Source organism: Deferribacterota bacterium (assembly GCA_034189185.1).
Lineage (GTDB): Bacteria > Chrysiogenota > Deferribacteres > Deferribacterales > UBA228 > UBA228.
Genome location: JAXHVM010000042.1, coordinates 1 through 13694, shown reverse-complemented (window position 1 = coordinate 13694; position 13694 = coordinate 1). Strand labels below are relative to the sequence as shown.

Below are 13694 nucleotides of genomic sequence, written 5' to 3'. Positions count from 1 at the left end.
ACAAAATACTTTTTTAAATCAAATAAAAAAATATTATCTAATTTTAAAATATTGTTATTTAAATTTATAATAATATAACAAAAATTTCCTGCTAAATCAACCAATAAAAGTCTTCTTTTAGCAAAAATAGATATAGAGATGATTCTAGCCTCTATAATATTATGTGTTTTCGCAATACTAAATGAAAAATTTATATCAATCCCTTTTAAAGCTACCTTTTTTATATCCTTTTTTACACTGTCTAATTCTATAGATTGACCATCTGGAAACTCTATTATACTTCTACCTTTCTCATCTATTATGTTGTAATTTTCTAATATATTAAAAAAGCTATTATTATAGAGGCGCCCATTATACATATAATGAATTTTATCAGCAATTTTAGTGATAAAAAAAATATCATGACTAACCACTAATATTGTTTTACCTTTTTCTTTCTCCTTAAAAATGGCTTTTTCTATAAAGTGTTTACTATTTTCATCAATATTGCTAGTTGGCTCATCAAATATTATAATATCTCTATCTAGAGATAATTGCATGGCAATAGAAAGCCTTTTCTTTTCACCATTTGATAATTGATAATACTTTCTCTTATAGAATTTTTCTGCATCTAAACCCACAAGCTTTAAATAATAAGATATATTATCTATAGAGATTTTTTTCTTTGTTAACCCTAAGGTGTATATAATATTCTTATAAACATTTCTTTTAAATAAAAGGGGTTCTTCAAAAATCATGGTCACATTTTTTCTTACTTTTTGTAAATTTTTAGCTTTTATTTCTTTTCCATATAATTTAATTATTCCTCTTTTATGCTTTAAAATAAATGCCAGTATTTTCATAAAGGTAGTTTTACCAGCGCCATTTGGCCCTGCAATACATACAACACTACCTTTTTGTACAACAAATTCTTTAATATTAATAGAAAAGTTCTTATCATAATAAAATTCTAAGTTTTTCACTGAATATACATCTAAAGAGCCCATATCTTCCTCAAGGAATATATGAAAATATTTATTAAAAGTGATATAACCAAAAGTATAATACCTAATGCAAGACCATTTATAAATTCCCCTTTGCTAGTCTCAAGTGCAATAGCAGTTGTAATTGTTCTTGTATATCCTTTTATATTGCCCCCTAATATCATTGATGCACCAACTTCAGATACAACTCTGCCATAAGCTGTTATAATTGCAATAATTACACCTAATCTAGCCTCCCAAATAATGGTAGCAATTAATCTAAATGGGCTAACACCCAGGGTTATTAAAAACTCTCTTAAACGCTTATCATAATTTTCCAAAGCAGAAGTAGTAAGTGATACTACTATAGGGTAGGCAAGTATAGTTTGGCCTATTATAATAGCTTTTTTTGTAAATAGCAGGTTATACTTTCCAAAAATCCCACTTTGCATTATAAGCACATAGACAAATAAACCTACAACAACGGTTGGTAAAGATAATAGGGTGTTAAAAATTACTTTTAAAAAATAATTGATAGGTAATTTGAAATAAACTAAATAAAAAGCGGTTAAAATGCCAAATACTGTAGAAAAAAAGGTAGAATAAAAAGTAACAACCAATGTTGTAGATACAACATTAAAAGTTGATCTATCAAGGGTTATAATTAATTGTAATGCATTTAAAAATGAATTAATTAGATAATCCACAAATATTTTATTTTAATATATAAAATAGTTGTTTACCATCTATAGTATATTGGCTTATATAGTCTAATGTTTTTTTAGAAATTAACCAGTCAATAAATTTATTAGCTAGTTTATATTTAACATTCTCGCAATTTTCAGGATTTACTAATATTATACTATAAGGATTTTTTAATTCCCTGCTTTTCCCCACTAAAATAGTGATGTTATTTCTTTTAACCCGTTTTTTAAAGGTAAGATAGGTTGCCATATCTGAAAGGGTATAAGCTTTCATTTCATTTGCCATTAAAAGTGTTTCTATCATTCCCAATCCATTTTCAATATACCATTTTTTATTTTCAGGTACACTGCCACAACATTTATTCCATAATTCTTTTTCCTTTATATGTGTACCAGATTCATCCCCTCGTGATATAAACTTTAGCCCATTTTCTTTAATATATTTCAAAGTATTTAAAATATTTTTCTTTTTAAAGAAATTTTTTTCACTTTTTGGCCCAACAAGCACAAAATAATTATACATAAATTGTTCTCTTCTTTTACCATATCCTTTATTCATAAATTCAATTTCCTTTTTTTCAGAATGCACCAATAAAACATCTACGTCACAATTCATACCATGCTTTAACGCCTTACCACTTCCCGTTGCAACCCATTTTAATTCAATACCAATATCTTTTTTTGCTTTGTCACTTAAATATTCTAATAAACCTGTATTATCAGCGCTAGTTGTAGTTGCCATTAACAGATCGTTTTCGGCCCCATAGATATTAACAGCGCAAAACAGAACTATTAACACTAGATATAGAAACCTCATAAAGCTCCTCTAAATTTATTGACTTTATATTACTTTACAATAAAATCAGATAAATGTATAGTCCATACTTCAAAGAGATTGTAAAAGCCTATAATAGAATTAATAAGTATATTAATAATACACCACTCTATTATAGTCATAAACTATCCAACCTTTTTAGTGGTAATATATATTTAAAACTAGAAAACCTCCAGAGAACCGGCTCTTTTAAAATTAGAGGTGCATTAAATTGTATCTTAAAAAATTACGAATTATGTAAAAGGGGTATAATAACAGCATCGGCAGGCAATCATGCGCAGGGCGTTGCTTTTGGTGCACAGTTATTAAATGTTAAATCTACAATTGTTATGCCCAAATTTAGCCCACTAACAAAAATAAACAATACCAAAGAATACGGGGCAAATATAATACTATATGGCAATAACTATAATGAAGCATCAGTTTTTGCAGAAGAACTAGCAAAAAAAGAAAACCTATTTTTTATACATCCTTTCAATAATATTGATGTTATAACAGGGCAAGGAACAATTGCCCTTGAAATCCTAGAAAAATTAAAGAATTGTGTAGATAGCATAATTGTACCAGTTGGAGGTGGTGGTCTAATATCGGGCATAGGCATATATTCAAAACAGGTTAATAATAATATTAAGATTATAGGCGTGCAAACAGAACGTGTACCATCAATGTATGAAAGCTTAAAAAAAGATAAAATTATTACAGTAAATAATGCTAAAACAATTGCCGATGGAATATCCGTTCATAAAGTTGAAGAAAATACATTTAATATCTGTAAAAATATTATAGATCAATTTTATCTTGTTAAGGATTCAGAAATAGCAAGATCAATATTATTCTTAATTGAAAATTCTAAACTTATAGTAGAAGGCGCTGCTGCAACGACTCTTGCTCTCTTACTAAAAAACAACATACATACTAAAAATAAAAATATAGTGTTAATAATATCAGGTGGCAATATAGATGTTAACCTCATTGACCGTATTATTAATAAGGGCTTAGTTGCATCCCATAGATTAATACGCATTACAGTAAAACTAAAAGACACACCAGGTTCTTTGTATAAAATCGCTAAGTTAATAGGTGATAATGGCGCTAATATACTTGATTTAAGACACTACAGAAGCGACATAGACCTAGATATTGATGAAAGTAAGGTAACATTTGATCTTGAAACAAAGGGTAAAAAACATATAGAATTATTAATAGAAAACATTAACAATGCTGGTTACGAGGTGTTCTTTAGTGAATTATGAAAAGTTCTTTAATGAGTTTATAGAAGAATCTAAAAACTTCTTTACTGAACAAGTTGTTGAAACTTGGTTGCAAAAACTAAAAGTTAAAAATATTGACGGGGAAAATGTAGTTTTAGAGGCCCCAAATAAATTTTACAAGTTATGGATTGAACAAAATTATTTAGAAACCCTAAAAAAAATATTTACCGAAAAATTTTCAATAACTAGTAATGTAATAATTAAAAATGCCAACATTACCTTAAAAAGAGATAATTTAAAAAGTGATGATAGTGATAAAATTGCAAATATTGTTGTAAAAAAAGAAACAAACTTAAATAAACAATATTCTTTTGATAATTTTGTCGCTGGATCTTCAAACCAATTTGCTTACACAGCATGTCTTTCAGTTGCAAATGGTAATTTTCATACTTACAATCCACTATACATTTATGGTGGTGTCGGTTTAGGTAAAACACATCTATTACATGCAATTGGAAATAAACTATTAGAAACGAAATATAAATTAAAAGTATTATATATACCCTCTGAGCAATTTACAAACGAAATGATTACATCTATAAGAAAAAACAAAATGGAGGAATTCAGAGAAAAATATAGGACAATTGATATATTACTTTTTGACGACGCCCAATTTTTAGCAGGTAAAGAGCGCACTACTGAAGAATTTTTTTATACATTTAATACACTTTACGATTTGCAAAAACAGATAGTTATAAGCTGTGACAAGTCTCCATCTGAATTATCTCATATGGAAAAAAGGATTACAAGTAGATTCTCTTGGGGTTTAATAGTTGATATACAACCACCCTCTGTTGAGGAAAAATCTGCAATACTTTTAAAAATAGCAGAACTTAAAAACATTAAAATTGATAGTAATATAGCAGTATATTTAGCTGAAAATTTAAAAACAGAGAATAACAGAGAATTAATTGGAGCCCTTATAAGGTTATCGGCATATTCAAATTTTAAAAATAAACAGATAGATAAAGATTTAATATGTGAATGTTTAAAAAAATATTTAATTGAAAAAAATAAAATAATAACAATTGATGATGTATTAAAAGAGGTAACTACTTATTTTAATATTAAATTACATGATCTAAAATCAAGAAAAAGGACTAGTAGTATATCTTATTCAAGAAATATTGCTATATATATCCTTAGAAAAACATTAAATCTTTCTCTTCAAGAGATTGGAGATATATTTGGTGGTAGAGATCATGCAACTATTCTTTATTCAATAAATAAGATTGAAAATATTTTAAAAAAGGATAAAGAATTAAAATATTTAATTGATACACTAATTAAAAATCTCTACAAATAAATTAATAATTTTTTGAACATTCTTTAATATTTAATTAACAATTTTATAAACATATAAATTATGTTATAATTAGTATTAAATAAACTTGTTAACATTAATTTTATACTGTATTATGATTACTATATTTAAATTATTGTAATAATATTAGGAGTAAACAATTGAAATTTAATTGTTTAAAAAAGGATATCTATAAAATTATAAATGAAGCATATGATTTCATAAGTACAAAATCTGTTGAAACTATATTACAGAATGTATTAATAAAAGCAGAAGAAAAAAAGATATATATTAAAACATCTAATATATTAATGGGATACTGCGCTTATTTTGAAAATAATGTAATAGAAACAGGTGAGATAACTGTATCTTGTAAGAAGTTATTAGATATCATTCGAGAATTTGATGATAAAACTAATATTGAATTTGTCTTTGATGGCTCAAAATTAAATTTAAAAACAAAAGATTCTTTTTTTTCAATGTCTACTATAGATCCTTCTCATTTTCCAACAATGGCAGAGGTAACCCCTGAATATTATGTTAAAATTGAGGGTAGTGATTTAATAAAATTGTTAAAAAAAGTTTATTTTTGCATTGCTAATGAATCATCAAAAATTTCTTATAATGGCGCTCATTTTAAAATGCTTGGGAACAAAATACAAATATCTGCTTCTGATTTTCAAAGAATAGCTATTGCAGAAACAACCGTTGAAAATGAATTAGCCGATGAATTTGTTTTAAATATTCCAAAGAAAACTGTCTACGAGTTAATAAAGGTACTAAATTATAATTTAGTTGAAATAAAAAGTGATAAGAAACAGGTCTTGTTCAAAAATGATAATAAAGTTATATATTCTAATCTTATTGAAAGCTATATTAAAAGCTTAAGTAAGCTTTTTGAAATAGAGTATAATATCAGTGTGACATTACCTCTACAAAGAACATATAATGCCTTAAAAAGGATTTCAACAATAACTAATGAAATTAGTTATGCCGTTATTTTTTCTTTTAAAGGTAATAATCTAACAATTAGCAGTTTAGAAACTGAATATGGCAAAGGTGAGGAAGTAGTAGATAATATCGAAAAAACAGGTGATGATATAGAAGTTGTTTTTAATGCAAAATTATTGTTAGAAATATTAAATCATATTGAGAGCGATAAATTTTATCTTTATATAGTAAATCCTCAAAGTCCTGTAATAATAAAACCTGATGAAAATAACTATAAGTATCTTATGGTTACTATTTCAATAGAGGGTTAATATTAACCAATTATTGACAATTTTAGATCTAAATATAAAATATATAGTATTGTCATAGGATTTTTTATTTACAAAAATATAGCAAAGGTGATTTATGAAGGATGAGATATTGTATGATGAAAGTAGTATACGTGTGCTAGATGGCCTAACCCCTGTTAGGCAAAGTCCTGGTATGTATATTGGTTCAGTAGATGAAAGGGGTTTGCATCATTTGGTATTTGAGGTTATTGACAACTCTATAGATGAAGCAGTTGCTGGTTTTTGTAAAAATATAATAGTTACAATACATATAGATGGTTCAATCACAATAGAAGATGATGGCAGGGGTATTCCTATAGGTGAACATCCTACTGCAAAAAAACCAACATTAGAAGTTGTTTTAACAACTTTACATGCAGGCGGTAAGTTTGATAACAATGTTTATAAAACATCAGGGGGCTTACATGGTGTTGGAATATCAGTTGTAAACGCACTCTCTGAGTTTTTAGAGGTTGTTGTAAAAAGGGGTGGGCATGTTTATTATGAAAGATTTGAAAGAGGAAAGATTAGTGAAGCTCTAAAAGAAATAGGAAATACTGGTAAAAGTGGAACAAAAATTACATTCAAACCAGATCCTTTAATATTTGAAAGTATTGATTTTTCTTATGAGTATATATCAAAAAGATTAAGAGAGTTATCATTTTTAAATAGAAATTTGCACATTACAATTATTGATGAAAGATCTGAAAGAAGACAGGAGTTTTTATCAGAAAAAGGGTTAACAGGTTTTATTGATTATTTAATAGGTCATAAAAAAAGACTCCTTGATGAAGCAATCCATATAAAAGGAGCTTATAGTTATAAAAAGGATGATAAAGAATTAATTATAATGGTAGAGATCGCTTTATCTTACGTTTTAGAATATTTTGATGAGAAAATTGTATCTTTTGTTAATAACATACCTACCCATGAAGGAGGTAAGCATGAAGAGGGTTTTAAAATTGCACTAACAAAATTATTCAACGATTACTGTAAAAAATATAACATTGGGAATAATAATGTAAATATTATTGGTGATGATATAAGAGAGGGGCTAGTAGGTATTATATCTATTAAAATGCATAACCCTATATTTGAAGGACAAACAAAATCAAAATTAGGTTCTTCAATAGCAAAGACTGCTGTAAACGAGGTAATGAATAGGGAGTTATCAGATTATTTTGAAAAAAATAAGAAAATAATACAAGAAATATATAAAAAAGCTTATAGAGCATATGAAGCTAGACTTGCGGCAAAGAAAGCAAAAGAGGTTACAAGAAGAAAGAGCGCTTTAGAAAGCACTAGATTGCCAGGAAAATTGGCAGATTGTCAGGAAAAAAATCCAGAATTATCTGAATTATTTATTGTTGAGGGTGATTCTGCAGGGGGCTCAGCAAAGCAGTGTAGATCAAGGCATTTTCAAGCAATCTTACCGCTAAAAGGAAAACCCTTAAATGCAGAAAAAGCTAAGGATCATCGTTTGTTGAATAATGAAGAAATCAGATCAATTGTTTCAGCCTTAGGGGCAGGTTTTGGTGAAAAGGATTTCAATGTTGGAAAATTGCGTTATCATAAAGTAATTATTATGACTGATGCAGATGTGGATGGACTACATATAACAACCCTATTGTTAACGTTTTTCTTTAGATATATGAGACCTCTTATTGAGCACGGCTTTTTATACACAGCCAAACCACCACTATATAGAGTAAAGAAAGGAAAAGAGGTTAAATATCTTTACAATGAAAAGGATTTAAGCGATCTATTAATTTCCTACGGTTCAAGTGATATAACTATTAATAATAAAACAGAAATAGATTATATACATGTGTTATCAAAGATTGTAAAATATGAAAATCTAATAAACAAATATGTTTTAAAAGGTTATAATGATTTGCTAATAAGATCATTAACTATGTATGATCATATCAATATAAACAAATTTTCAGATTTAAAATATGTTGAAGACTTGATAGAATATTTAAAATCCAAAAGTGTATTAGATTTATTTAAAAATTTTAAAATTAATTTTAATGAGGAATTTCAAAGATATAATATATATTTAAAGGATGATACAGGTAATACTATAAAAATAAATACTGATTTATTGTCAACCCCTGAGTTTGTCGAATTAGTAAGATTATCAGAGTATATTAGGTTGCTAGATGGACCACCCTTTAATGTTAAAAATGAAAATAATAATTATACATTCAATGATACAAAAGAATTGGTTGAATATATAAAGGATAAAGGCAGTAAAAACATAAATATACAACGTTATAAGGGTTTAGGTGAAATGAACCCAGATCAATTATGGGAAACAACAATGAACCCAGAAACTCGCTCTCTTTATAGAATTAAGGCTAGTGACATAGAAAATGTTGATAATATTATAACAATTTTAATGGGTGATGATGCAAAGCCACGTAGAGAGTTTATCCAAGATAATGCAATATATGCAAAAAATATTGATATATAGGGAATTTGATGAGCAAAAACATAATTAACATTCAGCTTGAAGAGTCAATTAGGAAGGATTATTTAGATTATGCAATGTCTGTTATTATTAGTAGGGCATTGCCTGATGTAAGGGATGGCTTAAAACCTGTTCATAGACGCATTTTATATGCAATGCATAAGATGGGCCTACATTATAATAAACCTTTTAGAAAATCTGCGAGAATTGTAGGTGAGGTTATTGGTAAATATCATCCTCATGGTGATACATCTGTATATGATGCACTTGTTAGGTTGGCTCAGGATTTTTTAATGAGATATTCACTTGTAGATGGACAAGGCAATTTTGGTTCTATTGATGATGATCCGCCAGCAGCTATGAGATATACTGAAGCGAGACTTACAAAAATTGCCGAATATTGTTTAGCTGATATTGAAAAAGACACAGTAGATTTTATCCCTAATTACGATGGATCTGAAAGTGAACCAATCGTTTTACCTACAAAAGTGCCAAACTTACTTATAAATGGTTGTTCTGGTATTGCAGTTGGTATGTCAACAGAAATACCACCTCATAACTTGGGAGAGATTATAGATGCCCTTATTTGTTTAATAGATAACCCTGAGATTACATTAGATGATATACTTAATATAATAAAAGGGCCTGATTATCCGACAGCTGGAGAAATTATCTCGCCTGAGTCAATTAGAGAATTATATGAAACAGGTAAAGGTTCATTACTATTGAGAGGTAAGGCATCAATTGAAAATAACGGGAAAGAACAGATTATAATTACGGAATTACCTTATAAGGTTAACAAATCAAAGCTTATAGAGGATATTGCAAGGCTTGTAAATGAAAAGAAGATAACAGGTATTAGTGACTTAAGAGATGAATCAGATAGGGATGGTATTCGCGTTGTGGTAGACATTAAAAAAGGTGAAAACAGTGAAGTTATATTAAATAAATTATATAAAGAGACAAAGTTAGAGGAAAAACAACATTATCAATTTATTGCTATTGAAGAAGGGAAGCCAAAAACCTTTAATCTAATTAAATTGTTAAACAGCTTTATCAACTATAGGATACAGATTGTTGTCAGAAGAACTAAATATTTATTAAAGAAAGCAAATGAAACCCTACATATATTAGAAGGTTTAATAAAAGCACTAGAAAATATTGATTATGTTATTAATATTATAAAAAATTCTAAAAATCCAGATGAGGCAGCTAGAAAATTAATGGAAAATTTAGAGCTCGACAGTAAACAAACTGATGCTATTTTGAAAATGCAGCTTCAAAAATTAACCTCCTTAGAGGTCTCAAATATAAGGCGTGAATTTCAAGAAACTAAAGAAAAGATTGATTATTATAATGAAATTTTGACTAATAATGGTGTATTAATGTCTTTAATTAAGGAAGAACTCTTGGAGGTTAAAAGTCAATTTGCTGATAAGAGAAGAACTTTAATAATAGACGGTGCAAAAGAAATAAATGAGATCGACTTGATCCCAAATGTTGAAAAGATTGTTATTTTATCTAGAAGCGGTTATATAAAGAGAATGGAAAAGAACGATATAAGAAAGCAAAAAAGGGGTGGAAGTGGTAAGCATGGGGCCAATTATAGGGATGATGATTTTGTAAAACTATCTATAGTAGCAAAAAATCACGACAATATTATGTTTTTCACTAATAGAGGAAAGGTATATTATCTAAAGGCCTATCAGATACCTGAGGTTAATTGGAGTTCTAAAGGCGGATATGTGGGCAATTTAATTGAGTTTTCTGCTAACGAGAAGATACAGTCAATGTTAAATGTATCAAAGGATATCAAGGATTCGTATATATTTTTTGTAACAAAATTTGGTATAGTTAAAAAAAGCAGTGTAACCCATTTTAGGACTCTTAGAAGTGGTGTTATAGCAACTAGATTAAGAGAAAATGATGAGATTATATCAACCTATATTGTTAGAGAAGATAGAAAGGTAATCATTGCAACTAAAAAAGGTAAGTCAATAAATTTTAAGGCTAATACCCTAAGTGATATAGGCAGAAATGCTATTGGAGTTATTGGAATTAGACTTGATGAAGATGATGAGGTTATATCATCTTTTCCTTTATACGATGAAGATTATATATTAACTGTTACATCAAAGGGCTATGGTAAGCTATCAAATATAAATGAATATAGGTGTCAACAAAGGGGAGGTAAAGGTATAAAGATTTGTAAGATTAGTGGTAAGACAGGGGATTTAGTTAGTGCAAATCCAGTTGGACTAGATAACGAAGTGATATTGAGCACAAAAAAAGGGAAAAACATTAAAATAGCTATAAAAGATATATCAATATTAAGTAGAGGTTCTCAAGGAGTTAAATTAATAACGTTAAAAGATGATGAAGTTATTACAACAACAATAGTTTAGAGATTAAAATGGCAATAATATTAGATGGCAAAAAGACTTCAAAAAAGATTAAAGAGAGTATAAAAAATGAGATTTCTAGTATTGTTCAAAAAGATTATAGAGCACCATCGTTAGCTGTAGTTCTAGTTGGCGATAACCAAGCTAGTGAAATATATGTAAATAGGAAAAAGAAGACCTCAGAATATATAGGTATAGACTCTAAAGTACTTAAATATAGTAGTGATATTAGTGAGGAAAAATTGCTCAATATTATTGATTCTTTAAATAAAGATAAAAATATTGATGGAATATTAGTACAATTACCTCTTCCAGCGCATATTAATAATATTAATATTATTAATTCTATTTTACCTGATAAAGATGTTGATGGCTTTCATCCCTTTAATGCGGGATCTAATATTATTGGGCACAATTGTTTTGTTCCTTGTACGCCCCTTGGCATTATTAAATTGTTAGATGAATATAATATAAATATTAGTGGTATGAATGCCGTTATATTAGGGAGATCAAATATAGTTGGAAAGCCATTAATACCTCTTTTGTTAAGAAAGGATGCTACTGTAACAATATGTCATTCTAAAACAAAAAATATAAAAGAGTTGTGTAGTAACGCTGATTTGCTTATATCTGCTATCGGAAAGGGCCATTTTGTGTCTCAAGAATATGTTAAAGATGGGGCTGTTGTAGTTGATGTTGGTATTAGTAGAGATAACAAAAAGGTAGTTGGAGATGTGGATTTTGAAAGCGTAAAAAATAAGGCTTCATATATTACCCCTGTCCCAGGGGGTGTTGGACCAATGACAATAGCTATGCTAATGTACAACACCCTTAAAGCTTTTAAGATGCATAACAACCTTTAGATTATAGATGGATACAATTGTTGCTCCAATAACTCCAATAAAAAAATCTCCTATCATTGTTTTTAGGATTTCAGGTGAAGATGCACTTCATAGTTTAGATTTTATTAAGAATAAAAAAAAAATAAAAAGTAGAATTGTGAATTTTGGTTTATTTGAGGACGCATCTGAAAATTTGCAGGATTATGTTATATACTATTATTTTAAGGCTCCCCATTCATATACTGGTGAGGATATAGTTGAAATTTCATTTCACGGTAACCCAATATTAGCAAAAAAGGCGTTAAGTTCTTTTTCAAAAAAAGGCATTAGATTAGCTGATCCAGGGGAGTTTACAAAAAGGGCTTTTTTAAATGGAAAGATTGATTTAACACAGGCAGAGGCTATAAAAAACATTATTGATGCATCAAATGAATTTGCATTAAAAACCTCCTTTTTACAATTAGATGGAGTACTAAGAAAAAAGATAAATAATATTAAAGATAGGTTAATAGATATTGCATCAACTGTAGAGGCATATATAGATTATCCTGAGGAAGATTTTGCTAAGGATTCTTTAGGATATTTAAAGAACGATTTGTGTTCTTTGCAAGATGCTATATTATCATTGATTAAGGGATATGAAAGATATAGGAATATTTTTAATAACTCCGTTAATATTGTAATTGTTGGTAAGACAAATGTTGGTAAATCATCATTGTTCAACTATTTATTAAATGAGGATAGGTCTATTGTTTCTGAAACACAAGGGACAACAAGGGATTATATAGAAAAGGATTTTTATCTTGATAATTTTAATATTACTTTAATTGATACAGCTGGTTTTAGATATTGCAAGGATGAAATTGAGAATGAAGGTATAAATAAAACAAAAAAACTATTAAATGAAGCAGATCTGATATTATGCATAATAGATCTTTCATCTAATTTTGATTTAAATGATAATTATATATTAGATGAGCTTGGAAAAATAGAGAACAATAAAAAAATATTGGTAGGTAATAAATCTGATCTTCTAGAAAGATTAGATTATCCAGTTGATATTAAGATATCAACAAAAACAGGGAAGAACATTGATGAACTAAAAAGAAGAATTGTAAAACAACTATATGACATAGATAATGAGCTCGATTGTGATGTTATAATTCAAGAAAGACACTTTCAATTATTAAACAAAATATATAGTATAATTCAAAATCTATTACAAATACCCATAGATGAGGCATTAGACATATTCTCTTACGAGATTGAAGGAGCTGTTAATGCTTTGTCAGAAATAACAGGGGAAACATATAGAGAAGAGATTATATCAAATATATTTGAGAATTTTTGTGTGGGTAAATGATGTTTCACGTGAAACAATATGATTACGATGTTATTGTTGTAGGTGGTGGCCATGCTGGATGTGAGGCTGCGTTTGCCGCATCTAAGATGGGTTCAAAGGTTTTGTTGTGTACAACAAATATTGAGCAAATTGCACAAATGAGTTGCAACCCATCAGTTGGTGGACTAGCAAAGGGTAACCTCGTAAAAGATATAGATGCATTAGGCGGGATTATGGCAAAGGTTATAGATAGGTCAGGGATACAATTTAGGGTGTT

General features: G+C 28.3%; 11 protein-coding genes. 8 read left to right on the top strand and 3 right to left on the bottom strand.

From position 1 onward, the window contains the following. The 3 genes from SVN78_04570 to SVN78_04560 form a co-directional block, all read right to left on the bottom strand. Positions 1–986, bottom strand: a 986-nt coding sequence (locus SVN78_04570; protein ID MDY6820878.1) for an ABC transporter ATP-binding protein, incomplete at its 3' end; no start/stop codon positions are given. Continuing rightward, entirely contained in the window at positions 974–1669 is a 696-nt protein-coding gene (locus tag SVN78_04565) for an ABC transporter permease (GenBank protein MDY6820877.1), read from the bottom strand. The genes SVN78_04570 and SVN78_04565, both read right to left, overlap by 13 nt. 7 nt (positions 1670–1676) lie before the next feature. Then, positions 1677–2483: a substrate-binding domain-containing protein gene (locus SVN78_04560; GenBank protein MDY6820876.1), complete on the bottom strand. Its 807-nt coding sequence runs from the start codon at positions 2481–2483 to the stop codon at positions 1677–1679. A 53-nt stretch (positions 2484–2536) separates the two neighbouring features. Here SVN78_04560 and ilvA point away from each other — a divergent pair, with 53 nt between their 5' ends. From ilvA to SVN78_04520, 8 genes are all read left to right on the top strand, one after another. Further along, positions 2537–3754 (top strand): threonine ammonia-lyase, encoded by a 1218-nt coding sequence (ilvA, locus tag SVN78_04555; protein MDY6820875.1) that lies wholly within the window; start codon positions 2537–2539, stop codon positions 3752–3754. Continuing rightward, positions 3744–5078 (top strand): chromosomal replication initiator protein DnaA, encoded by a 1335-nt coding sequence (dnaA, locus tag SVN78_04550; protein MDY6820874.1) that lies wholly within the window; start codon positions 3744–3746, stop codon positions 5076–5078. Before ilvA ends, dnaA begins: the two co-directional genes overlap by 11 nt. A 158-nt stretch (positions 5079–5236) precedes the next feature. Then, positions 5237–6337 carry a DNA polymerase III subunit beta gene (gene dnaN / locus SVN78_04545; GenBank protein MDY6820873.1) on the top strand — a complete coding sequence of 367 codons (1101 nt, stop codon included), beginning with the start codon at positions 5237–5239 and terminating at the stop codon, positions 6335–6337. Positions 6338–6431: 94 nt separating this feature from the next. Then, positions 6432–8834: a DNA gyrase subunit B gene (locus SVN78_04540; protein MDY6820872.1), complete on the top strand. Its 2403-nt coding sequence runs from the start codon at positions 6432–6434 to the stop codon at positions 8832–8834. 8 nt (positions 8835–8842) lie between these two features. Next, the gene (gene gyrA, locus SVN78_04535; GenBank protein MDY6820871.1) at positions 8843–11236 is read left to right on the top strand and encodes a DNA gyrase subunit A; all 2394 of its coding nucleotides are present in this window, start codon (positions 8843–8845) and stop codon (positions 11234–11236) included. 8 nt (positions 11237–11244) lie between these two features. Then, on the top strand, positions 11245–12096 hold the full coding sequence (folD, locus tag SVN78_04530; GenBank protein ID MDY6820870.1) for a bifunctional methylenetetrahydrofolate dehydrogenase/methenyltetrahydrofolate cyclohydrolase FolD: 852 nt from the start codon (positions 11245–11247) through the stop codon (positions 12094–12096). Between the two features lie 7 nt (positions 12097–12103). Then, positions 12104–13438: a tRNA uridine-5-carboxymethylaminomethyl(34) synthesis GTPase MnmE gene (gene mnmE, locus SVN78_04525; protein MDY6820869.1), complete on the top strand. Its 1335-nt coding sequence runs from the start codon at positions 12104–12106 to the stop codon at positions 13436–13438. Further along, positions 13438–13694 (top strand): FAD-dependent oxidoreductase (locus SVN78_04520; GenBank protein ID MDY6820868.1); only part of this gene is annotated, 257 nt, incomplete at its 3' end. The genes mnmE and SVN78_04520, both read left to right, overlap by 1 nt.